The organism is Bacillota bacterium (assembly GCA_036504675.1).
GTDB lineage: Bacteria > Bacillota > Sulfobacillia > JAJYWN01 > JAJZPE01 > DASXUT01.
In genome coordinates, this window is the sequence record DASXUT010000079.1 from 15785 (window position 1) to 39009 (window position 23225).

The window sequence follows — 23225 nt, forward strand, 5'->3', positions numbered from 1 at the left end:
GTTTGGCGGACTTGTGCCCGTCCGGATGGGAGGCCGAGACATGGATCTGAAGCTCGCCCCGGCGGGCGATTTTCTTGTGACCCGCCCGGCTGAGGGGGTCAGTTTTTACGGGCTCAAGGTGGACAAGTTCAAGACGGTCAACGTTAGCCTGTTCATCCACCGGCCCTTGACCAAAGAGACGGTCACGGCCACGGCCCTGGCTGCCCAGCTGCTCAAGCGCGGGACGGCCGGCTTTCCGTCAACCAGGGCCCTGACCATCCGGACCGAGGAGCTTTTCGGCGCCGACATCGGGGCCTTTGTCTCCAAGTACGGGGAAAGCCAATCGATCGGCATCTCCCTGGACGTCGTCGACCGGCGCTACGTGCCCGGCGGGGGTGACGTCCTGGCTGATGGCTTGGACCTACTGTTCGAGATGCTGGTCCGGCCGGCTACCGAGAATGGCGGCTTCGTCCCGTCCTATTTCCAGCAAGAGCGGGACAACCTCCGCCGGCGGATCGACGGGCTGATCAACGACAAGCAGCGGTACGCCCGTTTCCGCTGTCTTCAGGAGATGTGCCCCGACGAAGGTTACGGGCTCCTGGAATTGGGCCGCCCGGAGGACCTGCCCGCCCTCGACCCAGTCGGCGTCTACACCCGATACCAGAGAATGGTGGCCGAGATGCCCATCGATATTCTGGCCGTCGGCGGCGTCGAGCCCTCCGAGATGGCCCGCCAGGTGGCCGAGCGGCTGCCGGGGGGGACCGGTGGCCGCCTCCCGATTCAGGCCACCGGGGCCAAGCCGCCTCCCCAGAAGGCCAGAGAGGTCATCGAGGAGCAGGACATCAAGCAGGGGAAGCTGGTCATGGGTTACCGGACCGGGATCACTCAGGCCGACCCCGACTTTCCCGCTCTCCTCGGCTACAACGGCGTCCTTGGCGGGTTCGTCCACTCAAAGCTGTTCCAGAACGTCCGCGAGCGGGCGGGCCTGGCCTACTATGCCCATTCGATGGTCAACGGGGCCAAGGGCTTCGTCGTCATCGAGTCAGGCATTGAGCCGAAGGACTTCGACCGGGCCAGGGAGATCATCGACGCCCAATTGGCCGAGATTAGGCGCGGCGAGATCAGCGACTACGAGCTCGAATCGACCAGGAAGGCCTTGCAGAACGTCATCCGCCAGGGGCAAGACAACCCGTCCGACATGATCGCCGTGCAGCTCGCCGAGGTCAGGTCGGGACGTTTCATGACCTCCGCCGAACGGCTCAGGCGGACCGAGGCGGTCGGCAAGAAAGACATCATCCGGATCGCCGAGCGGGTCGTCCCGGACACGGTCTACTTCCTCCGCGGACGGGAAGGGGGCGGCCAGGCATGAACCTTCAACGATGCGAATATCCGGCCCTGGGGGAGACGGTCTACGCGGCCACCACCGGTGACGGGTTGCGGGTTTACGTCATGCCCAAGCCGGGCTACCACAAGAAGTATGCCACCTACGCCACCCACTACGGATCGGTCGACAGCCACTTCCGGGCCTCCGGGGCGGCCGAAGCCACCCGGGTCCCCGACGGGATCGCCCACTTCCTCGAGCACAAGTTGTTCGAGAAGCCGGAAGGTAACGTCTTCGATCGCTTCGCCGAACTTGGCGCGATGACCAACGCCTTCACCACCTACACATCGACGAGCTATCTCTGCTCGACCACGGAGAAGTTCCCGGAGTGCCTGGATCTCTTGGTCAACTTCGTCCGGCGGCCCTATTTCACCGATGAAAGCGTGGCCAAAGAGAAGGGGATCATCGGCCAGGAGATCCGGATGTACGAAGACAGCCCGCAGTGGAGGGTCCGCGACAACCTCCTGACCGCTCTTTACCAACGCCACCCCGTCCGGATCAACATTGCCGGGACGGTCGAATCCATCGAGGGGATCACCAAGGACCTCCTTTACCAGTGCTATGGCACCTTCTACCGGCCCGACAACATGATCCTCTTCATCACCGGGGACGTCGACCCGGCCTGGGCCATCGACCATGTGGTCGGCCGGGCGACGGTCGACCGGCCGGCCGGCCCCGGCGGGTCGGCCCCGGAGGGCGGCATCGAGCGCCTCTTCCCCGACGAGCCGCCCTCGGTCAATCAGCACCTGATTGAGGAGGGCATGGCCGTGGCCGTCCCCCTCATCCTGGTCGGGTTCAAGGACCGGGATATCGGCTACGACGGGCCGCGCCTCCTGGAGAAGACCGTCTACCTGGAGACCGTCCTTGACGGCCTGCTGGGACGCAGTTCGGCCATATACGAGTCGCTCTATCAGGACGGCCTGATCGACGAGCGGTTCTCCTTCGGTTATGAGGGCGAGCGGGACTACGGCTACGTCGTCGTCGGCGGGGAATCCCCCGATCCCGACCGGCTGCGCGACCGCCTCGCCGAAGCCCTCGGGCGGGCCCGGACGGACGGGATCGACCCGGCCACCTTCGAGCGGACTCGACGCAAGCTCAGCGGGGGGTTCATCGCCGGGTTCAATTCCCCCGAGTTCGCCGCCCACAACTTCACCCTTTTCCGCTTCAAGGACGTGGACATCTTCGACTACCTGACGGCCCTCGAACGGGTCGACCTGGATGGGGCCAACCGGCGGCTCCGGGAGGTCCTGGACCCTTCGGCCTTCGCCGTCTCCATCATCAGACCGAAGGATTCCCCGCCCGGGCGTAGAAGATAGTCGCCGAAGGGAAGTGCTGCCATGACCAGGCTGAGCCTCAAGCCGGCCACGTCGCTCTATCCGCAGCCGGCGGTGATGGTCACCGCCGGTGATTTCGAAGCGGCCAAGAACATCATCACCCTGGCCTGGGTGGGGGTCGCCTGTTCAGATCCGCCGATGGTGACCATCGGGGTCCGCCCGGAGCGATTCACCTACCGGATGATCAAGGACGGTGGGGAATTCGTCATCAACATCCCCAGCGCCGGTCTGGTCAGGGCGGTGGACATCTGCGGAAACACCTCGGGCAAGACGACCGACAAATTCAAGCTGACCGGACTCACCGCCATCAAGGCCCAGAAGGTCAAGGCGCCGGCCATCGCCGAGTGCCCGGTCAACCTCGAATGCGAGGTCCGCGGGTTCCATCACCTGGGTTCCCACGACCTCTTCATCGGGGAGGTCGTCAACATCACCGCCGACGACGCGGTCCTTGACCAGCACGGGCATCTGGACCTCGGCAAGATCGATCCGCTCGCCTACGGCGGGGGTGATTACTGGTCGCTCGGGCGACGGCTGGGAGTATACGGCTTCAGCAAGAAATCCTGACCGGGTCATGGGTCCGGGAGGCAAAACCCCGAGAAGGCGGGAGCCTTCTCTTTTTGTGAGGGAAGAGACATGGACCGCGCCGTCCTGATCGATGGTCATTCGCTCAACCTGGCCCAGGTCGAACGGGTCGCATCGGGCCGGGCCGAGGTGGCCCTGGCTCCAGGGGCCCGAGAGTCGCTCGAGACTGCCCGGGCGGTCGTCGACGGGATCCTCCGTTCAGGGTCGGTGGTCTATGGAGTGACCACCGGCTTCGGCCGTTTTTGCGATGTCGTCATCCCCCCGGAGGACGTTGCCCGCCTGCAGCGCAACCTCATCGTCAGCCACGCCGCCGGGGTCGGCGAACCCTTCTCCGAACCGGTTGTCCGGGCAATGCTCCTCCTCCGCTCCAACGCCCTTACCCGCGGCCACTCGGGGGTCCGCCCGGCGGTCGTCGAGACCCTCCTTGGGATGCTCAATCGGGGGGTCATCCCGGTCGTTCCTCAGAAGGGTTCCCTCGGGGCCAGCGGAGACCTGGCCCCCCTGGCCCATCTGGCCCTGGTGCCGCTCGGGATGGGGGAGGCCACCTTCGGTGGTCGGCGGCTGCCCGGGGCCGAGGCCATGGCGGCCGCCGGTCTCGACCCGTTAGTCCTCGAGGCCAAGGAAGGGCTGGCGTTGATCAACGGGACCCAGGCCATGACCGCCGTGGGTGCCCTGACCCTGCGCCGCGGGACCCGTCTGGCTGTCCTGGCCGACGCCATCGGGGCCCTGAGCCTGGAGGCCCTGCGCGGGATCCCGGCCGCCTTCGACCCGCGCCTGCAGGCCGTCCGCGGCCACCCGGGCCAGGAGGCCAGCGCTGAGACTCTCCGCCGGGTCCTCGAAGGGAGCCGTCTCACCACCCGGCCGGGCGAGCTGAGGGTCCAGGACGCCTACGCCCTTCGTTGCATGCCCCAGGTCCATGGGGCCAGTCGCGACGCCCTGGGCTACGCGACCGAGGTCGTCACCAGGGAGGCCAACGCGGCCACCGACAACCCGCTGATCTTCGTCGACGACGGGGCGGTCATCTCCGGGGGCAATTTCCACGGCCAGCCGGTCGCCCTGGCCATGGACTTCGCCGGGATCGCCCTGGCCGAACTGGGGAGCATCGCCGAGCGGCGGCTGGAGCGGATGGTCAATCCACACCTGAGTGGCCTGCCGGCCTTCCTGACCCGGAAGGGCGGCCTCAATTCCGGCTTTATGCTGGCCCAGTACACCGCGGCGGCGCTGGTTTCCGAGGACAAGCTCCTGGCCTCGCCGGCCTCGGTGGATTCCATCCCGTCGTCGGCCAATCAAGAGGACCACGTCAGCATGGGGACCATCGCCGCCCGGAAGGCGGCGGCGATCCTCGACAACCTCGAGACCATCCTGGCCATCGAGCTCCTCTGCGCGGCCCAAGCCGTCGACCTGGCCGTCGAACAGACCGCCGGGGCGGTCGGCCGGTCGGCCGAGGACTCCCTTGGCCGCGGGACGAAGGCCCTTTACCGCCTGGTCCGCGAACGACTGGCCCCGCTCGACGAGGACCGGGTCCTGGCTTCCGACTTCGAGGTCGTCCGGGCGATGGTTGGCCGGGGCGAGGCTTATCAAGCCCTGACAGACGCGGGCATTGCCGCCGTCGATGAGGCATAGACATTGAGGGAGGCAGCCACATGTCGCCGATCGTCCGTGCTCCCCGCGGGTCCGAGCTGAACTGCAAGGGGTGGGCCCAAGAGGCGGCCCTCCGGATGCTGATGAACAACCTCGACCCGGAGGTCGCCGAGAAGCCCGAGGAACTCATCGTCTACGGCGGCAGCGGCCGGGCCGCCAGAAGCTGGGAGGCCTTTTGGGCGATCGTCTCGGCCCTGAAGGGCCTGGAAGACGACGAAACCCTCCTGGTCCAGTCAGGCAAGCCCGTCGGGGTCTTCAAGACCCACGCCATGGCCCCCCGGGTCCTCATCGTCAACTCCATGCTCGTCCCCCACTGGGCGACCTGGGAGAACTTCTGGGAGCTGGAAGCCAAGGGTCTCACGATGTACGGCCAGATGACCGCCGGAAGCTGGATCTACATCGGCACCCAGGGGATCATCCAGGGGACCTACGAGACCCTGGCCGAGTTGGCCCGGCAGAACTTCGGAGCGAACCTCAAGGGACGCCTGGTGGTCACCGCCGGCCTCGGTGGGATGGGCGGGGCCCAGCCCCTGGCCATCACGATGAACGGCGGTGTCGCCTTGATCGTCGAGGTCGACGTGGAGCGGATCAAGCGGCGCCTCAACACCGGCTACCTCGATAAGATGGCCCGTTCCCTGGACGAAGGTCTGGCCTTGGCCAGGGAGGCGATAGCCAAGGGTCAGCCCCTGTCAATCGGGGTCCTCGGCAACGCCGCCGAGACCCACCCGGAAATGATCCGCCGCGGCCTCGTCCCGGACGTGGTCACCGACCAAACCTCGGCCCACGACGCCTTATGCGGCTACATCCCGGCCGGACTGACCATGGCCGAAGCGGCCGAACTCCGCAAGGCCGACCCGAAGGACTACGTCCGGCGGTCTAAGGACAGCATGGCCGCCCACGTCCGGGCGATGCTCGAATGGAAGAGGCGCGGGGCGATCGTCTTCGACTACGGCAATAACCTTCGCCAGCAAGCCCTGGAGGCCGGGGTCGAGGACGCCTTCGCCTATCCGGGCTTCGTCCCGGCCTACATCCGTCCCCTCTTCTGCCAGGGCAAGGGTCCCTTCCGCTGGGCCGCCCTGTCCGGCGACCCGGAGGACATCTACCAAACCGACGAGGTCATCCTCCGGGCCTTCCCCGACGACGCCGGACTCACCCGCTGGATCCATGAGGCCCGCGAGAAGATCCACTTCCAGGGGCTGCCCGCCCGGATCTGCTGGCTCGGGTACGGCGACCGGGCCAAGATCGGCCTGGCTTTCAACGACCTCGTCCGCGATGGCAAGGTCAAGGCGCCCATCGTCATCGGCCGTGACCACCTCGACTCCGGGTCGGTGGCCTCGCCCAACCGGGAGACCGAGGCGATGCGGGACGGCAGCGACGCCATCGCCGACTGGCCGATCCTCAACGCCCTGGTCAATACGGCCGCCGGCGCCAGCTGGGTGTCGGTCCACCACGGCGGAGGGGTCGGCATCGGCTTTTCGATCCACGCCGGGATGGTCGTCGTCGCCGACGGAACTGAGGAAGCCGCTACTCGGCTTCAGAGAGTCCTGACCACCGACCCCGGCACCGGGGTAATGCGCCACGCCGACGCCGGTTACCCATTGGCCGTCGAGACGGCCAGGGACAAAGGGATCAAGCTCCCGATGATCGACTGAGGGACCGCTCCCACCGGGGTCAGCCAGACCGGTCTGGGACCGCGGCCCCGGTGAGGAGGAGCAGCCTTGCCGACCAAGCTCATCAGGCGGCCGGGACTTTTCGTCATCGCCGTCGTCGGTCTGGCCCTGGCCTTCGGCCTTAGTTTCGGCCGGATCGAGCGGGTCCTGACCCGGACGCCGGAGGTAGTCGTTTCCGGGGGGTGGGGAGCCGCTTCCGGGGACTTCGGCCGCGACCAGGCACCGGACGGGCGTGTCTTCGGCCCGCGCAGCTTCGCCCTGGACGGCGAGGGCCAGGTCTACGTGGCCGACAGCGCCAACCACCGGGTCAAGAAGTACAGCCCCGAAGGGAGGCTGGTTCTTCAATTCCCGGTGGGTGAGGGTCTCGGCTACGAACCCTCCCTGGACGACCTGGCGGTGGCTGTCGACGGCTCGATCTACCTGGCCGACAACTCCCGTGGGGTGGTCCTGAAGTACGATCAGGACGGTCGGCCTCAAGCGACCATCGAGGTCAAGCGGGCTGGGCCGGCCGCTTCCCTATGGCGGGTCGAAGCCCTGGTGCCGGCCGACCAAGGCGGCATCTACGTCCTGGGGGTGGCCATGGCCAAGGATGGCTACGTCGGAACGATCAGCCTTTACTCTGGCCGGGGGACCGTCCTGGCCACCCCGGCCAAAGTCGCCCTGGACACGAACGGTCGGCCGCGGGCCGGGACGGCGGGAGGCCCCGACGGACCGATCGAAGGCTTCGTGCCCCTCGGGCGGGGCGCGGTGGCCGTCATGACCGCCGGCCGGACCCCCTTCCAAAGGCGTTTCTTCATCCAGTCGGAGGACGGCCGGACCGTCGAGTCCTTCCTCCACGAGAGCACCACTTTCATCGAGACCGCCATCCTGTTAGGGGCGGACGGGAACGGTTGCCTGTACCTCGGCACGGACCTCGGCCTTCCGGACGGCCGGGTGGTCAAGATCGGTCCGGACGGCCGGGTTCAGGAAGTGATTGACCCGGCCGCCGGAGCGTTGAGTGAGTCCGACCCGGCCACGCTGGTGGCCGGACGGATCGACGCCCGCGGTCGGCTCTACCTTGTCCGGGTGACCGCGTCCGGGTTCTCCATCGTCCGGTCGACCCCCAACTCCCACCTGATCCTGCGGTCGCCTTTCCGGCCGACAACCGGCGAGGACGAGGGTTCGCCCAGATAGGCCCGCCGGGCATGGGCGGCGGGCCCCGGCTTGAATGGGTTCACCAGTCCCTTCCATGGATTAGCGGCGACGGGTAGGACAAGCACCGACAAACACCGTCGCCGTCGAGGTGGAGGAGGAGCATATGGCGGAGGCAAAGCGGAGCGAGCCGATCGATCTGGTCCTGAAGGGCGCTTCCGAGGTCCTGACGATGGCCGGGGACGAGCCCGACGAACGGGGGCTAGGTGTGGTCAAGGGCGGGACGGTCCTGGTGAGCGAGGGGAAGGTGGTGGCCGTCGGCGACTACCATCAATTGGCGGCCGAGTACGACCTCTCGGGGGCCGAGGTCATCCCGGTGGACGGCCAGGTCGTCACTCCCGGGCTCGTCGATCCCCATACCCACCTGGTCTTCGCCGGGTCAAGGGAGGACGAGTTCGCCCGGAGGATCGCCGGAGCGACCTACTCGGAGATCGCCGAATCCGGTGGGGGCATCATCCGGACCGTCCAGGACACCCGGGCGGCCGGCGAGGACGAGTTGTACACCCAAGCGGCCCTGAACCTCGAGAAGATGATCCTGGGCGGGGCGACAACGGTTGAAGTGAAGAGCGGTTACGGGCTGACCCTGGAGGACGAGATGAAGCTCCTCCGGGTGGCCAACCGCTTGCGTTCGGAGGCTCCGATCGAGGTGGTCCCCACCTTCTTGGGAGCCCATGAGGTGCCGCCGGAGTTTGAAGGAAAAAGCGCAAAGTACGTCGAACTAGTGGCTCGCGTCATGGTCCCAGAAGTAGCCCGTAGCGGGCTGGCTGAGTTCTGTGACGTTTTCTGCGAAAAGGGAGTCTTCTCCGTGGAGGACTCCCGCCAGATCCTCGAGGAAGCCAAGAAGCACGGCCTCCTGCCGAAGCTGCATGCGGATGAATTGGGCCCCTTCGGCGGGGCCGAACTGGCCGCCGAGGTCGGCGCGGTCTCCGCCGACCACTTGCTTTATTCCTCCGAGGCCGGTTTGGAGGCCATGGCCAAGGCCGGGACCGTCGCCGTGCTGCTCCCCGGGACCCCTTTCACCCTGCTCCTCGATCGACAGGCCCGGGCCAGGGAGATGCTTCGGCGGGGCGTCACGGTCGCCGTCGCCACCGATTTCAATCCCGGGACAAGCCCGATCCCATCGATGGAGGTGGTCCTCGGGCTGGCTTGTCGCCTGCTCCGACTGACCCCGGGCGAAGCCCTCCGGGCCGCGACCCGGGGGTCGGCCATGGCCCTCCGGCGGGGGGACGTCATTGGCCGCCTCACCCCAGGCATGCGGGCGGACCTCGTGGTTTGGGACGTTCCGAGTCACGCTTCCATCCCCTACTACTTCGGTGCCAACTTAGTCCGGCACGTCATCGCCGGCGGGAAAGTGGTCGTCTGGAATGGAAGACTGGAGCCAGAGGCCAGATTACTCCCGGAGGAGGATGAAGGCGGCGTTCCGGCGGGAGCCCCGGCGGCCAGGCCGAGGAGCTGGAAGACCACGCTGACGTTCTTTCTCATCGCGGCCCTTCTGGGCCTCTTGACCAGGTGGGCTTGCCAGGGTCCACGATAGTTCATCCCTTGGTCTCCGTTTTTTGCGGGGATTGCAGTTTCCGCTTGGGACCGCAGGATTGCCAGCCTTGACGCGGTACAGACGGGGGGATGACATGGAGTAGCCCGGATCGCTGGTCGAAGACGCCCCGCCCCAATCACCAATCTACTACACGCCCCCGAGCGGACCGCCTGACGCCCACTCTTCTCGAAGCCATCGCTGCGACGGTCTCTGCCTCTTCACATAAAGGCACCCATTCGCGCTCGAGAGGTAAGTGAAGCAGACCATGCGTCCAGGGGAGCGGAAACCGCGGCCGATCGGCCGCGGACACCCCACAGCTGCAAGGACAAGGAGTGAAAACGATCAATGAAGAGTGACATCGAAATCGCCCAGGCGGCAAAGATGGAGCCGATCGTCCAAATCGCCAAAAAGATGGGGCTCACCGAGGATGATCTTGAGCTGTACGGTAAGTACAAGGCCAAGATCTCCCTGGACGTCATCCCCCGTCTCAAGGACAAGCCGGATGCCAAGTACGTCGTGGTCACGGCGATCACCCCGACCCCCCTCGGCGAGGGCAAGACGGTCACTACCATCGGCCTCGGCCAGGCCCTGAACCGCTCGGGCCACAAGACCACCACCTGCATTCGCCAGCCGTCCCTTGGTCCGGTCTTCGGCATCAAAGGTGGGGCCGCCGGCGGCGGCTACTCGCAGGTCGTCCCGATGGAGGACTTCAACCTCCACCTGACCGGCGACGTCCATGCCGTCAGCCTGGCCCATAACCTCCTGGCGGCCTTCGTCGACGCCAGCTTGAACCACGGCAACCCGCTCGACCTCGACATGTTCTCAATCACCTGGCCGCGCGTCCTCGACGTCAGCGACGCCTCCCTCCGCAAGATCGTCATCGGTCTCGGCGGGGACGGGATCCCGCGGGAGACCGGCTTCGATATCGCCGTGGCTTCCGAGGTCATGGCCATCCTCGCCCTGACCACCGGGCTGCAGGACATCCGCAAGCGCCTCGGCAAGATCGTCGTCGGCTACACCAAGACCGGTACGCCGGTCACCGCCGAGGACCTCAAGTGCGCCGGCTCGATGACCATCCTGATGAAAGAAGCCATCAAACCGAACCTGCTGCAGAACCTGGAAGGCGATCCGGTCCTCGTCCACGCCGGTCCGTTCGCCAACATCGCCCACGGCAACTCCTCGATCCTGGCCGATCAGATCGCCATCAAGTCGGGCGAGTTCCTGGTCACCGAGGCCGGATTCGGCGCCGACATCGGGGCCGAGAAGTTCCTCAACATCAAGTGCCGTAACAGCGGCCTGAAGCCAAACGCGGCCGTGGTCGTGGCCACCGTCCGGGCGCTCAAGATGCACGGCGGCGCCTTCAAGGTCGTCCCGGGCAAGGAGATGGACAAGGCCCTGGTGTCCAAGGAGAACATGGAAGCCCTCGACAAGGGCTGCGAGAACCTGGAGAAGCAAATCGAGAACATGCGGATGCATGGCCTCGAAGTGGTCGTGGCGATCAACCAGTTCGTCACCGACACCGACCGCGAGATCCAGTTCATCCACGACCGGGCGATCAAAGCCGGCGCGGCGGACGCCGTCCTTTCCCAGGTCTGGGCGAAGGGTGGAGCCGGCGGCAAGGAGCTCGCCGACGCCATCGTCAAGGCGACCAACAAGCCAAGCGATTTCCACTTCCTCTATCCGCTCGAGGCCTCGATCAAGGAGAAGATCGAGACCATCGCCACCAAGGTCTACGGGGCCGATGGGGTCGACTACACGCCGCTGGCCGAGAAGCGGATCAAGCTCTACACCAAGCTCGGCTACGACAAGCTCCCCATCTGCATGGCCAAGACCCACCTCTCCCTGTCCCACGACCCGACCGTCAAGGGTCGGCCGCGCGGGTTCCGGGTGCCCATCCGCGACGTCCGCGCCTCGGTCGGCGCCGGTTTCCTTTACCCGCTCCTCGGCGAGATGCGGACGATGCCCGGCCTGCCGTCCGTTCCGGCCGGCACGAAGTACGACATCGACGCCGACGGCAAGGTCCTCGGTCTGTTCTAAAGACCCCTCACTGTTTCTCCGAGTCCCAAGGAACCAGGCGGCGGGCCAGCTGGTGTACGGCTGGCCCGCCGTGGCGCTTTCCTTGACAAGGGTAGGGGTGGGGAATACAATCGGATTGTATCTGGAAAGTAGGGGAAAAAGGCCGTGTCAACGGTGATTGCTGAGCCCGAGGCCCCGGCGGAGCAGGGGGACCAGCCCCTTGACCAAACCGAGCTCGCCGCCGAGGCCCGCCGCCTGAAGGACGACCGTCAGGCCCTCATCCTGGCCCATGTCTACCAGCGTCCCGAAGTCCAGGACCTGGCCGACTTCGTCGGCGACTCGCTCGGCCTATCGCAGCAGGCGGCCTGGTCCAAGAGCGGCCTCATCATCTTCGGCGGCGTTCACTTCATGGCCGAGAGCGCGGCCATCCTGTCTCCCAAGAAAACGGTCATCCTCCCCGAACCCAAGGCCGGCTGCCCGATGGCCGACATGGTCACCGGCGAAGGCCTCCGGGCGATGAAAGAGGAGTATCCCGGGGTCCCGGTGGTCGCCTACGTCAATACCTCCGCCGCGGTCAAGGCCGAAAGCGACATCTGCTGCACCTCGCGGAACGCAGTGAAGGTGGTTGAGTCCATCCCGGGTGACTCGGTCATTTTCGTCCCCGACCGCAACCTGGCCCACTATGTCCAGACCCAGACGAAGAAGAAGATCATCCCCTGGCCGGGGTTCTGCCCGACCCACAACCGGATCAAGGCCGAGGACGTCAGACTGATGAAAGAGGCCCACCCGCGGGCGGTCGTCCTGGTCCACCCGGAGGCCGATCCGGCCGTCGTCGGCTTGGCTGACGAGGTCTTCTCGACTGAGGGGATGTTGCGGTTCGTCCGGCGGAGTCCGGCCGACGAGTTCATCATCGGCACCGAGATGGGGATCCTTCATCCCCTCCAGAAAGACCGCCCCGACGCCAGTTTCTACTTCCCGTCCGGCGACGAGCAGATCTGTCCGAACATGAAGAGCACCACATTGAGAAAACTGGTCCGGGCCCTCGTGCGTCTGGAACCGCGGGTCACCGTGCCCGAGGACATCCGGGTCCGTGCCCAAAAAGCCCTCGACCGGATGCTCACCATCGACTGACCGACGGTCAGCCACCCTCACCTACCCACTCACTCTTGTCGGGGGACGTTCCCAGCACAAGGCAATTTGGCCGCTCGGTCAACGCTGGCGCCCCATTACTGGAGGGAAACCAGTGTATCCGAGGTACCTTAAAGACTTCGACCTCTCGGACATACCCCGGGAGGAAAGCGATTTTCTGATCATCGGCAGCGGCATCGCCGGTCTCTACACCGCTCTCAAGGCCAGTCGGTGGGGGCGGGTCACGGTATTGACCAAGTTGAAGATGGAAGACTCCAATACCGAACACGCCCAGGGGGGAATTGCCGCGGCCATCGGCCGCGAGGATTCTCCCCGTTTGCATATGGAGGACACCCTGGCCGCGGGGGTCGGCCTGTGCGACGAAGAGGCCGTCCGCGTCCTCGTCAACGAGGGCCCGGCCTGCGTCCTGGAGTTGGTGTCCCTGGGGGCCCACTTCGACAAGCGCGGTGAGGACTTCGCCCTGACCCGGGAGGGCGCCCACAGCGAGCGGAGGATTCTCCACGCCCGCGGCGACGCCACCGGCGAGGAGATCGAAACCGTCCTCAGCTGGAAGGCCCTGACCTCGAGCGGGATCCTGATCCACGAGGACCTGCAGGTTATCGATCTTCTGACCGAGGGCGGCCGCTGTTACGGTGCCTTGGCCCTGAGACCGGACGGTCAAAAGGTGGCCTATCTGGCCCAGGCCACCGTGCTGGCCACGGGCGGAGCCGGGCAACTCTACAAGAACACGACCAACCCCAGCGTCGCCACGGGGGACGGGATGGCCATGGCCTACCGGGCGGGGGCGATCCTGGCCGACATGGAGTTCATCCAGTTCCACCCGACGGCCCTGTACCATCCGGGGAACCCGAAGTTCCTGATCAGCGAGGCCCTCCGCGGTGAAGGCGGGATCCTCCTGAACCCGGCCGGCGAGCGGTTCATGCCCCGCTATCACCCGCGGGGCGATCTCGCCCCCCGCGACGTCGTCGCCCGGGCCATCCTCGACGAGCTGAGGAAGGCCTCCGCCGAGCACGTTTGGCTGGACGGGACGAGCCTCGGGGCCGGCTTCGCTGAACGATTCCCGAAAATCTACGAGACCTGCCGCAAGTACGGCATCGACCCCAGGACAAAGCCCATCCCGGTGGCTCCGGCGGCCCACTATATGATGGGCGGGATCAGGACCGACGTCGACGGGCAGACCAATATCGACGGCCTCTATTCCTGCGGGGAGGCGGCCTGCGTCGGGGTCCACGGGGCCAACCGCCTGGCCTCCAACTCCCTCCTCGAGGGCCTCGTCTTCGGGCGAAGGATCGCCAACTCGATGAAGGACCGAGCCGGCGGCGCCACCCGGGACGACCTGGGGCACCTGCGGCTGTCCGCCAAGGAAGAGCGGCGTCCGTGGGAAGGGCCGAACGATCTCCGTCCCGCCCTTCAGGAGCTGATGTGGTCGGAAGTGGGCATCCTCAGGGACGGGGCCGGGCTCCGGGACGCCTTGGCCAAGCTGGCCGACATGGCCCGGTTCACCTGGTCGGACCCACTGACCATGGAAAACGTCGAGACGGCCAACCTGATCACCGTCGCCGGGCTCGTGGCCGAGGGCGCCCTCATCCGCCAGGAGAGCCGAGGCAGTCACTTCCGCCTCGACTTCCCGGCCCGCGACGACGAAGGCTGGCGTTGGCACACGGTGCTCGAGCGACCCCAAGGAGCGTGGCGGCATGAAGCTTGATCCGATCGCCCTCGACCGCCTGATCGAGCTGGCCCTGGCCGAGGACATCGGCACCGGCGACGTGACCACCGAGGCGCTCATCCCCGAGGACCATCGGGTCTGGGCCTACTTCCTCGCCAAGGGCGACGGCGTCATCGCCGGCCTGGACCTGGCCGGACGGGTCTTCGCCCGGCTCGACCCGACGGTTGTCTTCCATGGCCGGGTGGCCGACGGAGACCGGGTCGTCAAGGGCACCATCCTGGCCGTCCTGGAGGGCTCGACGCGGGCCATCCTCAGCGGCGAGCGGGTGGCTCTCAACCTGTTGCAGCGGCTCTCCGGCATCGCCACGATGGCCAGAAAGGCCACGGAGGTCGCCCGGGCGGCCAACCCGAAGGTTTGCGTGGTCGATACCCGCAAGACCACCCCCGGCCTGAGAAGCCTGGAGAAGTATGCCGTCCGTTGCGGCGGGGCCAAGAACCACCGTTTCGGCCTGTACGACGCGGCCCTGATCAAGGACAACCACATCGTCGCGGCCGGCGGGGTGGGCCCGGCGGTGAAGGCCGTCAAGACGGCCGTCTCACCCTTCACCAAGGTCGAGGTCGAGGTCCAGAACTTGGCCCAGGTAGAACAGGCACTGGCGGCCGGGGCCGAGGTGATCATGCTCGACAACATGAGCCTCGAAGAGATGCGAGGCGCCGTGACCAGGATCGGTGGGCGGGCGACGGTCGAAGCCTCGGGCGGAATCAACCTCGATGGACTGGCCGAGGTGGCCGCCACCGGGGTGGACCTGATCTCGATGGGCGCCTTGACCCACTCGGTCAAGGCCATGGACATCAGCCTCGAGATCGGCCCCGAACCGGGCCGGCCCGGTCCGGCGTGAGGGGCCGCCGCCGGTGACCCTGGGTAGGCCGATCATGAGGTTGGCAGAGGCCGATTCGACCAACCAGGTGGCGGCCGAATTGGCCGACCAGGGCGCCCCGGAGGGGTCCACCGTGCTGGCCGAGGTCCAGACGGCCGGGTCCGGTCGTCTCGGCCGACGATGGGCTTCTCCCCGCGGCGGGCTTTGGCTGACGGTCATCCTCAGGCCACCCGCGGAGCGCCTGGACGCCTGGCCGACCCTGACCATGGTCGGAGGGGTGGCCGTCGCCGAGACGGTCGCGGACCTCCTGGCCGGCGAGGTAGGCGAGGGGCTCGAGGGGTCCCTCGATGTCCGAATCAAGTGGCCCAATGATGTCCTCCTGAACCGGCGGAAGGTGGCCGGCCTCCTCGGGCAGGCCCGTTTGGGCGGCCCCGGCGTCGAACCGGCCGTCCTCCTCGGGGTCGGCCTCAATCTCAACGTCGATCGGGCAAGCCTTCCCCCGGAAATCCGGGACACGGCTACATCTCTATCGGCGGCGACCGGCCACCGCTTCGATGCCGACGCCGCGCTTGAGAGCCTGACCGAGAGACTGGATCGGTGGTACGGCACCTGGCTTCGGGAGGGCTTTGGCCCCGCCCGAGGGCGCTGTCTGGCGCTTTCGGCCACGGTCGGTCGGTCGGTCCAGGCTATCGGCCCGAAGACCGCCATCACCGGGGAGGCCCTGGACATCCTGGGTGACGGCGCCCTGCTGATCCGCTCGGCCGACGGCCGGGAGACGACCGTCCGGGCGGCTGACGTCTCCCTGCGGTCTGGCTAGTGGGCCCCGTCGCTTAGGGAGGTGCGAAGGATGCTCTGCGCGATCGACCTCGGGAACACCGACATCGTCGTCGGGCTCTACCGGGAGCGGGAGTTGGTCAGGCACTGGCGGCTGTCGACCGACCGTAACCGGACGGCCGATGAGTTCGGCATCATCCTGCACAACCTGTTCTCCCTGGCTGGAATCGACCTCGGGGAGCTGGACGCGGTCTGCGTGGCCTCGTCCGTGCCCCCTTTGACCCCGGCCATCTCCGAGATGTGCGAGCAGTACCTTGGTTTGAAGCCGCTCGTCGTCGGTCCGGGGATCAAGACCGGAATCGTCATCAAGTACGACAACCCCAAAGAGATTGGGGCCGACCGGATCGCCGACAGCATCGCCGCTTTTGAGCTCTACGGAGGCCCGGTGGTCGTCGTCGACTTCGGGACGGCCACGGCCTTCGACGTCATCTCGGCCGACGGCGTCTACCTCGGAGGGGCCCTCGCGCCGGGGATCACCACCTCGACCGAAGCTCTCTTCGTCCGGGCGGCCAAGCTTCCGAGAATCGACATCGGCCGGCCGAAGTCAGTCATCGGCAAGAACACCGTTGCCAGCATGCAGGCGGGCATCGTCTTCGGCTTCGCCGGCCAGGTCGACGCGATCGTCCGACGGATCATCGCCGAGTTGGGGGCCCCGGTTCGAGTCGTCGCCACCGGGCCTTTCGCCGAGCTGATCGCGGCCGACAGCGAGACCATCGAGACGGTCAACCCGTTGCTGACCCTGGAGGGCCTGAGAATCGTCCACGAGCGGAATCTTTAGCCGGACCCGTGGTTAATCACCCCTTAGACGGATAAAAACCCTCCCGCTTCGGGAGGATTTTTGCTTAAGGGGTATAACCGTTTCCTGTAAGCCTCAGTTAAGTCAAGGACCCTCAGCCCACCAAACCGGTCAAGGGATATTTGACCACGTCGAGACGTTCGAACTCCGGGCGGCCGCCGACCCCGACCGTCACCGAATAGGACCGCCGCAACTGGACGAGCCCGCTGAAGATGCGGATGTCGCCCTCCTCCAGCGGGGAGACGATGACCAGGTCGCAGGTCAACCGCGGGCCACGCCCCCCCGCCACCAGTTCCGCCCAGGCCCGGCCGAGGCGCCCGCGGCCTTCCCGGCCGAGGGTTTCCCGGAAGACCCTGAGGCCCAGAGCCGTATCCCCGAAGAAGATGGGCATCTCTCCGGAGGCCATCGTCCGGGTTCCGTTCTGGGCTTCCATGAGCACCGCCGCGACCTGGTCGGCCGTGCCTTCGTTCGGGCAGTCCAAGAGGGCCACGGGCAGCAACTGACCGGCGCCCATCGGGTCGATGGCGCCCAGACGGAGCCGGACTTGTCGGCACAGGGGCTCATACCCCGGGAACGGCGGGAACATGGTCCACCTCCACCGGGTTTCCGGCCCCTCCAAGACTGTCTGCGGTGGGGACCGAACGGCCTACGGGCGAAGCTTTCCCCACCCATGGCGCTTTTCCTCCCGTGACCGCCAAGTTCGACCGCGGCCACGGCCAGGCCCCTGGAAATGAGGTGAACGAGTGACCGCCGATTCCAAAGAGAAGCTGAAGGTGAGGGTGGTCGAGGCCATCGACGCCCGCCGCGACCTCCTGATCCAGCTGGGCGAAGAGATCTTCCACCGGCCGGAACTCGGGTTCAAGGAGCGGCGGACGGCCGAGCTCGTCGACCGAGCGATGACCGAGGCCGGCATCCCGCATCGCACCGGGGTGGCCTTGACCGGAGTCGTGGGGACCGTCGCCGGCCGGGCCGACGAAGCCCGCGTCGCCGTCCTCGGCGAGCTCGACGCGGTGGTCTGTCCGGGGCACCCCCAGGCCGACCCGATCACCGGGGCGGCCCACGCCTGCGGGCACAACTGTCAGGTCGCCACGATGCTCGGGACGGGCTTCGGGCTGCTCGACTCGGGAGTCATGGCCGAACTGGACGGTCAGGTCGTGTTGATGGCCGTCCCGGCTGAGGAGTACGTGGAGATCGAGTATCGTCAGAGGCTCCGCGAGGGCGGCCAGATCCGCTTCCTCGGCGGCAAGCAAGAGTTCATCGCCCGCGGCGAGTTCGACCGGATCGACCTGGCGATGATGGTCCATACCGGCTCGCCCGAGCCGGGTAAGGACGCCACCATCTCCGGCACGTCCAACGGCTTCATCGGCAAGTTCATCCGGTACAGCGGCCGGGAGGCCCATGCCGGCGGCGCCCCGCACCGCGGGGTCAACGCCCTCAATGCGGCGATGATCGGCCTCGTGGCCATCCACGCCCAGCGGGAGACGTTCAAGGACGACGACCACATCCGGGTCCACCCGATCATCACCCGCGGCGGGGACCTGGTCAACATCATCCCGGCCGACGTTCGCATGGAGACCTACGTGCGAGGCAAGACTATGGAGGCCATTTTGGAGGCCGGCGCCAAGGTCAACCGGGCTTTGCAGGCCGGGGGCTTGGCCGTCGGGGCGGACTGCATGATCACCGAGATTCCCGGCTACCTCCCGAGGCTCAATTTCGAACCATTCTCCCAGGTCTTCGCAGCCAACTTGGCGGCGATCATCGGGGCCGACCGGATCGGTCAGGAGCGGCACGGCGCCGGTTCGACCGACATGGGCGACGTCTCCCACCTCCTGCCGGCCCTCCACCCGATGATCGGCGGAGCCGAGGGGGCGGCCCACTCCGAGGACTTCCGAATCGCCGACCCCGAGCTTGCCTACGTCCTCCCGGCCAAGGTCATGGCCATGACCTTGGTCGATCTACTGGCCGATGGCGCGGCCCGGGCCAAGGAGCTCAGGGCTCAACACCACGCGAAGTACACCCGGGAGTCCTACCTGACCATGTGGGACAGCCTCTTCGGCGGAAGGTGAGGTGATGGCCACCACGCTAGGAGAGAAGATCAGACAGGCCCGCAAGGAAGCCGGGATGACCCAGAAAGACCTGGCCGGCGAGGAGTACTCGGCGGCTTTCATCAGTCAGATCGAACGTGGGGTCATCCGCCCGTCCCTCCAGTCGTTGCAGGTCTTGGCGGCCCGCTTGAAGCGGCCCATCGGTCATTTCATGGAGTCCGAAGCCGATCTGAGGGAACGGGAGTGCGACTGGCTGCTGGCCACCGGCCGCCTGCTCCAAGGGGGCGGAAAGGCGGCCAAGGCGGCCAAGGTCCTCCAAAAGGCCGCCCAGGAAGCGGCAGAGATGGGCAACCGGCGGCGCGAGGGCGAGGCCCTCTTGGGTCAGGCCCGCTCGCACAAGGCCCAAGGGAACTTGGACGAGGCGGAGAAGACCTTCCAGCTGGCCCTCGAGGCCTATGTGCAAGCCGGCGAGGAAGAGGGCGCGGCCCTCTGCCTCATCGGGCTCGGGGGACTGGACGAACTGCGCAACCAGATCCCCAAGGCGGTTCTTGACTACCAGGCCGCCCTGGCCAAGCTGGGCCGGCCCGGGGGAGAGGACCCGGGGCTTAAGGTCCGGGCCATCGGCCGCCTGGCTCTGGCCGTCTATCGCTCCGGCGACTTCGTGACCGGGAACAAGTTGCAGGATGAGGCCCTGGAGGCCTTGAAGGTCTTTGCCGGAACGCCGGAGCTGGTTCTGCGGTACCTGGAGACGGCCCAGAACCATTACGCCGCCGGCGACGTCGGCCGGGCCTTGGCCGAGGCGGCCAAGGGCCGGGCCCTCCTCGACCTTCGGGCCGACCTCGAGGTAGCCGCCGCCCTATACCTCAACGCCGGACTGATGGCTGAGGACCGCGGGGACTGGGAGGAGGGCTTCGAGCGTTTCGGGGCCGCCCTGCGGCTCTATCGACAGGCCGGGGACCAGCGCGGTGAGGTCGCGGCGATGATCGAGGCGGCCCGCTATCACTTCCACGCCGGCCACCTCGAGCGGGCCCTCGGCACCAGCGAGGAGTGCATCGAACTGGCCGAGAAGATCGGCGATCCGGCCCTCGTCGGCCAGGGTCGCCAGGCCCTCGGGAAGGTCTTCATCGAGATGAAGGATCCCGAGCGGGCGAGCGCCGCCCTCGAGGAGAGCGTCCGGCTGTTCGAGGCCGCCGACCGCCCCGGCGAGCTGGCCGACAGCCTTTACGAGCTGGGCGAATTGCACATGGCCAGGGGCGAGCGAGATAAGGCCCTGGCCTTCTTTCAGCGGGCGACGGCCCTCTTCAGGAAAATGGGCCTGGCCAGCGGGCGGGGCAACATGGACGACCGGATGGTCAAGCGGCTATCCAGGCCAAAGGTCTAGGGGGGGCCGGGCGGGCCGGGCGGGCACGGCCACTCCCCGGGGCGCCTAGAGCCCGCCGATGGGCGATATAATGTACCGCCCAAGCCCACCTTTGGGAGTGAAGCGGATGATCGAACTTAAGGTCGAACGGGTCGGCTTCGACCTCGAGAACCAGCAGGCGGTAATCATCCTGAAGTCGACCCAGGACGACCGGCTGCTCCCGATATGGGTCGGCGCCCTGGAGGGCAACGCCGTGGCGATGATGGTCGAGGGGATCGAACCCCCGCGGCCGATGACCCACGACTTGCTGAAGAACCTCCTTGACCTATGTGGGGCTGCCGTGACCATGGTCCTCATTGACGACCTCCGGGACGGTACGTTCTTCGCCCAGATCACGTTGAAGGTCGGCAACGAGACCAAAGAGATCGATTCCCGCCCCAGCGATTCCGTGGCCCTGGCTCTGCGGGCGAAGGCTCCCATCTACGCCTCAGAGATGGTCCTTGAGTTGGCCGGGGTCAAACCCAAAGGGCCCGAGGACGGGCCGACCGAGGGCGAGGGTGAAGGCGAAGACAGCGATCCGCAGATGCACTGAGACACCAAGGAGGCGGCCGGTAAGGGCCGCCCTTCTCATCAGGGGGAGGTACATAGACCAATGGTCCTGGACAAGCCCAAATCCCGCGGGTCCGATCTTGGGGAGATCGCCGTCGCCCGCTTCCTGGCCGGCTACAATTGCGCCGAGGCGACCTTCATGACCCTGGCCGAAGCCCTCGGTTTCGCCGGGGACTACATCCCCTCGGTGGCCACCGGCTTTGGCGGCGGGCTGGGCCACACCGGCTTGGCCTGTGGTTGCCTGACCGGGGGGATCATGGCCATCGGGCTGGCCGCCGGCCACAAACATGCCGACGACCTGGCCGGCAAGGAGCGGGCGATCAACCAGGCGATGGATTTCCGGCGGGCCTTCGAAGCGGCCATCGGGGAGATCAACTGCCGGGCCATGACCGGCTACGACCTGACCGATCCGGCTCAGTTCGAAGAATACAAGGTCAAGGTCAAACCGACCAGATGCGCGGGGTACATGCGCCAGGCCGTGGCCCTGGCCACCAAGCCATTGGGGCTGGAGGACTAGTGACCGAAGGGAAACGCGGCCGATCGCCGCGGCTTCGAAGGGCCGCCGCCCTCCTGGTCGGCCTGCTCCTGGCTTTCCTGATCTGGGGCTGGCTCTATGTCTGGCCTTGGCCTCGCTTCATCCCGGTCCTGACCTACCACTCGGTGGTCCCCCGGGTCCTGATGGAACGGACCAACCCCGTCTTCATCTCCACTGAGCGCTTCACCGAGCAGATCCGCTTCCTCAAGAGCCACGGCTATCAGACCATTACCCCTCGCCAGCTGGAAGCCTTTCTGGCCGGCGACCGGACAGGCCTGCCGCGCCGGCCGGTAATGATCACCTTCGACGACGGCTACGAAGACAACTATAGCGAGGCCCGACCGGTCCTTCGATCGGTCGGCTTTTCCGGGCTGGTCAGCGTGATCGGCCGCTGCATCGACGAGGCCACGGCCGGTAGCCAGGTCGCCCCGGGCCTCCGTTACCTGACCTGGGATCAGCTCCGGACGATGTCCGACGAGGGCACTTTCGAGGTCGGTTCCCACACCTACGACAGCCATCACGACGTGGCCATCGACGCCCGGGGGACGGCCGCTTCCGCCCTCACTCATCGTCGATTCCTATGGGACAAAGGCCGCCTGGAGACTGAAGAGGAGTATCGGAGCAGACTGGCGGCGGATTTCCAGCGTTCCCGGGACGGCATCACCGCGGCCGTTGGGAGGGCCCCCACGGTCATCACTTATCCCTATGGTACGTCCAATGGGGCGGTCGAGGAGGCCGCCAGGGCCGCCGGGTTCCACCTGGGGCTGTCGACGGTCCGCGGGTTCAACCTGCGGAGCAGCCCGCCGATGCGGGTCCGGCGGATCACCGTCACCGAACGAGACGGACCCCTTCTCTTCGCCTTCAAGCTCAGCCCGGCTCACTATGTCCGGGATCTGTTCCTGGAGTTTTGCCGCCGGCATGGCTGGCTCAAGGAGTACTGACATGGAGCAGCCGGTTGATCGCCATCGAGAGATACCACCCGGCCAAGCCCCGACCGGCTTGGACCGATCAGTCCGGATCGGTCCGGTCATCACTCCGAGCCGCGTCTTTGCCGCCCCGATGGCCGGAGTCAGCGACCTCCCCTTCCGGGCCCTCGCCCGGGAGCAGGGGTGCGGCCTGGTCTATACGGAGATGCTCAGTGACAAGGCCCTCATCTACGCCAATCGTCGGACGACCCGAATGGTCGCCATCGCTCCCGACGAGCATCCCGTCGCCGTCCAACTCCTCGGGTCGGAGCCCGAACCGATGGCCGAGGCCGCCAGGCTCGTCGCCGAAGCCGGGGCTGACATCGTTGACGTCAACCTCGGGTGCCCGGCACCGAAGGTGGTCAAGAACGGCGAGGGCTCGGCCCTCATGCGGGACCCGGAGAAGGCCGCGTCGATTGTCGGGGCCGTCGTCCGGGCCGTCGATCTGCCGGTGAGCGCCAAGATCCGCAAAGGTTTCAGCCCTGAGGAAGCAAACGCCGTCGAGGTCGCCCGGCGCCTGGAGGCGGTCGGGGTGGCCGCCCTGGCCGTCCACGGGCGGGTCAGGACCCAGTTCTATTCCGGCTCGGCCGACTGGGCGATCATCGCCGCCGTCAAGGCGGCGGTCAGAGTTCCGGTGGTCGGCAACGGAGACGTGGTCGACGGCCCTTCGGCCGAATCGATGATCGCCCTCACCGGCTGTGACGCGGTGATGGTCGGCCGGGCGGCGCTGGGCAACCCATGGGTCTTCGGTCAGATCCGGCACTACCTGGCAACCGGGCGCGAGGCCCCGCCCCCTTCTGCCGAAGAGCGGGTCGGGATGGCCCTCCGCCACCTACGGGCCATCGTCGAGCACAAGGGGGAGCACGTCGGTCTTCTCGAGATGAGGAAGCACGCCGCCTGGTACATCCATGGCCTGCGGGGGGCGGCCAGGGCCAGGACCCAGATCATGGCCGCCAGGACCCCCGAGGAGATGGCCGGCGTCCTTCGCGCCTACCTGTCTGAGTTAAATGCGGCGGCCCCGTAAGGGCGGGCCACCGCCCGACGGCGCCAGGCTTCCTCGG

The 23225-nt window shown here is 66.9% G+C and carries 20 protein-coding genes; 19 read left to right on the forward strand and 1 reads right to left on the reverse strand.

From position 1 onward, the window contains the following. Nucleotides 1-40 precede the first annotated feature (40 nt). From VGL40_06120 to VGL40_06180, 13 genes are all read left to right on the forward strand, one after another. Nucleotides 41-1348, forward strand: a complete 1308-nt coding sequence (locus VGL40_06120) for a pitrilysin family protein (GenBank protein HEY3314843.1) — start codon at nucleotides 41-43, stop codon at nucleotides 1346-1348. Further along, nucleotides 1345-2676: a pitrilysin family protein gene (locus VGL40_06125; GenBank protein HEY3314844.1), complete on the forward strand. Its 1332-nt coding sequence runs from the start codon at nucleotides 1345-1347 to the stop codon at nucleotides 2674-2676. Before VGL40_06120 ends, VGL40_06125 begins: the two co-directional genes overlap by 4 nt. A 21-nt stretch (nucleotides 2677-2697) precedes the next feature. Then, nucleotides 2698-3258, forward strand: coding sequence for a flavin reductase family protein (locus VGL40_06130; GenBank protein ID HEY3314845.1), 561 nt, complete (start codon nucleotides 2698-2700; stop codon nucleotides 3256-3258). A gap of 69 nt (nucleotides 3259-3327) precedes the next feature. After that, nucleotides 3328-4899 (forward strand): histidine ammonia-lyase, encoded by a 1572-nt coding sequence (hutH, locus tag VGL40_06135; protein ID HEY3314846.1) that lies wholly within the window; start codon nucleotides 3328-3330, stop codon nucleotides 4897-4899. A 20-nt stretch (nucleotides 4900-4919) separates the two neighbouring features. Continuing rightward, nucleotides 4920-6569 (forward strand): urocanate hydratase, encoded by a 1650-nt coding sequence (gene hutU, locus VGL40_06140; protein ID HEY3314847.1) that lies wholly within the window; start codon nucleotides 4920-4922, stop codon nucleotides 6567-6569. Between the two features lie 66 nt (nucleotides 6570-6635). Beyond that, nucleotides 6636-7760: a hypothetical protein gene (locus VGL40_06145; protein HEY3314848.1), complete on the forward strand. Its 1125-nt coding sequence runs from the start codon at nucleotides 6636-6638 to the stop codon at nucleotides 7758-7760. Nucleotides 7761-7884: 124 nt separating this feature from the next. Then, complete coding sequence (hutI, locus tag VGL40_06150; GenBank protein ID HEY3314849.1) at nucleotides 7885-9312, forward strand: imidazolonepropionase; 1428 nt, start codon at nucleotides 7885-7887, stop codon at nucleotides 9310-9312. 345 nt (nucleotides 9313-9657) lie between these two features. Beyond that, entirely contained in the window at nucleotides 9658-11349 is a 1692-nt protein-coding gene (locus VGL40_06155; protein ID HEY3314850.1) for a formate--tetrahydrofolate ligase, read from the forward strand. Nucleotides 11350-11502: 153 nt separating this feature from the next. Further along, entirely contained in the window at nucleotides 11503-12459 is a 957-nt protein-coding gene (gene nadA, locus VGL40_06160; protein ID HEY3314851.1) for a quinolinate synthase NadA, read from the forward strand. A gap of 112 nt (nucleotides 12460-12571) precedes the next feature. Further along, nucleotides 12572-14182, forward strand: coding sequence for an L-aspartate oxidase (gene nadB, locus VGL40_06165; protein ID HEY3314852.1), 1611 nt, complete (start codon nucleotides 12572-12574; stop codon nucleotides 14180-14182). Next, nucleotides 14172-15041 (forward strand): carboxylating nicotinate-nucleotide diphosphorylase, encoded by an 870-nt coding sequence (gene nadC / locus VGL40_06170; GenBank protein ID HEY3314853.1) that lies wholly within the window; start codon nucleotides 14172-14174, stop codon nucleotides 15039-15041. Before nadB ends, nadC begins: the two co-directional genes overlap by 11 nt. Nucleotides 15042-15054: 13 nt before the next feature. Continuing rightward, nucleotides 15055-15837 carry a biotin--[acetyl-CoA-carboxylase] ligase gene (locus VGL40_06175; GenBank protein HEY3314854.1) on the forward strand — a complete coding sequence of 261 codons (783 nt, stop codon included), beginning with the start codon at nucleotides 15055-15057 and terminating at the stop codon, nucleotides 15835-15837. 30 nt (nucleotides 15838-15867) lie between these two features. After that, a complete protein-coding gene (locus VGL40_06180; GenBank protein ID HEY3314855.1) occupies nucleotides 15868-16632 on the forward strand; it encodes a type III pantothenate kinase in 765 nt (254 codons plus the stop codon). A 112-nt stretch (nucleotides 16633-16744) separates the two neighbouring features. Here the strand turns inward: VGL40_06180 and VGL40_06185 are convergent, their stop codons facing one another. After that, a complete protein-coding gene (locus tag VGL40_06185; GenBank protein ID HEY3314856.1) occupies nucleotides 16745-17236 on the reverse strand; it encodes a hypothetical protein in 492 nt (163 codons plus the stop codon). Nucleotides 17237-17393: 157 nt separating this feature from the next. On the opposite strand from VGL40_06185, the gene VGL40_06190 reads away from it, so the two are divergent. The 6 genes from VGL40_06190 to dusB all read left to right on the forward strand — a co-directional run bounded on the left by VGL40_06190 (nucleotide 17394) and on the right by dusB (nucleotide 23188). Next, complete coding sequence (locus VGL40_06190) at nucleotides 17394-18716, forward strand: amidohydrolase (protein HEY3314857.1); 1323 nt, start codon at nucleotides 17394-17396, stop codon at nucleotides 18714-18716. A 4-nt stretch (nucleotides 18717-18720) separates the two neighbouring features. Further along, nucleotides 18721-20076, forward strand: coding sequence for a tetratricopeptide repeat protein (locus tag VGL40_06195; protein HEY3314858.1), 1356 nt, complete (start codon nucleotides 18721-18723; stop codon nucleotides 20074-20076). A 106-nt stretch (nucleotides 20077-20182) separates the two neighbouring features. After that, on the forward strand, nucleotides 20183-20647 hold the full coding sequence (locus VGL40_06200; protein ID HEY3314859.1) for a bifunctional nuclease family protein: 465 nt from the start codon (nucleotides 20183-20185) through the stop codon (nucleotides 20645-20647). A gap of 60 nt (nucleotides 20648-20707) precedes the next feature. Next, nucleotides 20708-21181, forward strand: coding sequence for a C-GCAxxG-C-C family protein (locus VGL40_06205; GenBank protein HEY3314860.1), 474 nt, complete (start codon nucleotides 20708-20710; stop codon nucleotides 21179-21181). Next, nucleotides 21181-22140 (forward strand): polysaccharide deacetylase family protein, encoded by a 960-nt coding sequence (locus VGL40_06210; GenBank protein HEY3314861.1) that lies wholly within the window; start codon nucleotides 21181-21183, stop codon nucleotides 22138-22140. Before VGL40_06205 ends, VGL40_06210 begins: the two co-directional genes overlap by 1 nt. A 1-nt stretch (nucleotide 22141) precedes the next feature. Next, nucleotides 22142-23188 carry a tRNA dihydrouridine synthase DusB gene (dusB, locus tag VGL40_06215; protein HEY3314862.1) on the forward strand — a complete coding sequence of 349 codons (1047 nt, stop codon included), beginning with the start codon at nucleotides 22142-22144 and terminating at the stop codon, nucleotides 23186-23188. Nucleotides 23189-23225 lie beyond the last annotated feature (37 nt).

What these genes read in the sequence shown, in the direction of transcription:
- VGL40_06200 (HEY3314859.1), top strand. Translation starts at nt 20,183, where the DNA reads ATGATCGAACTTAAGGTCGAACGGGTCGGCTTCGACCTCGAGAACCAG.
- VGL40_06185 (HEY3314856.1), bottom strand. Translation starts at nt 17,236, where the DNA reads ATGTTCCCGCCGTTCCCGGGGTATGAGCCCCTGTGCCGACAAGTCCGG.
- VGL40_06205 (HEY3314860.1), top strand. Translation starts at nt 20,708, where the DNA reads ATGGTCCTGGACAAGCCCAAATCCCGCGGGTCCGATCTTGGGGAGATC.
- VGL40_06125 (HEY3314844.1), top strand. Translation starts at nt 1,345, where the DNA reads ATGAACCTTCAACGATGCGAATATCCGGCCCTGGGGGAGACGGTCTAC.
- VGL40_06120 (HEY3314843.1), top strand. Translation starts at nt 41, where the DNA reads ATGGATCTGAAGCTCGCCCCGGCGGGCGATTTTCTTGTGACCCGCCCG.
- dusB (HEY3314862.1), top strand. Translation starts at nt 22,142, where the DNA reads ATGGAGCAGCCGGTTGATCGCCATCGAGAGATACCACCCGGCCAAGCC.
- nadC (HEY3314853.1), top strand. Translation starts at nt 14,172, where the DNA reads ATGAAGCTTGATCCGATCGCCCTCGACCGCCTGATCGAGCTGGCCCTG.
- VGL40_06195 (HEY3314858.1), top strand. Translation starts at nt 18,721, where the DNA reads ATGGCCACCACGCTAGGAGAGAAGATCAGACAGGCCCGCAAGGAAGCC.
- VGL40_06180 (HEY3314855.1), top strand. Translation starts at nt 15,868, where the DNA reads ATGCTCTGCGCGATCGACCTCGGGAACACCGACATCGTCGTCGGGCTC.
- hutH (HEY3314846.1), top strand. Translation starts at nt 3,328, where the DNA reads ATGGACCGCGCCGTCCTGATCGATGGTCATTCGCTCAACCTGGCCCAG.
- hutU (HEY3314847.1), top strand. Translation starts at nt 4,920, where the DNA reads ATGTCGCCGATCGTCCGTGCTCCCCGCGGGTCCGAGCTGAACTGCAAG.
- VGL40_06130 (HEY3314845.1), top strand. Translation starts at nt 2,698, where the DNA reads ATGACCAGGCTGAGCCTCAAGCCGGCCACGTCGCTCTATCCGCAGCCG.
- hutI (HEY3314849.1), top strand. Translation starts at nt 7,885, where the DNA reads ATGGCGGAGGCAAAGCGGAGCGAGCCGATCGATCTGGTCCTGAAGGGC.
- VGL40_06155 (HEY3314850.1), top strand. Translation starts at nt 9,658, where the DNA reads ATGAAGAGTGACATCGAAATCGCCCAGGCGGCAAAGATGGAGCCGATC.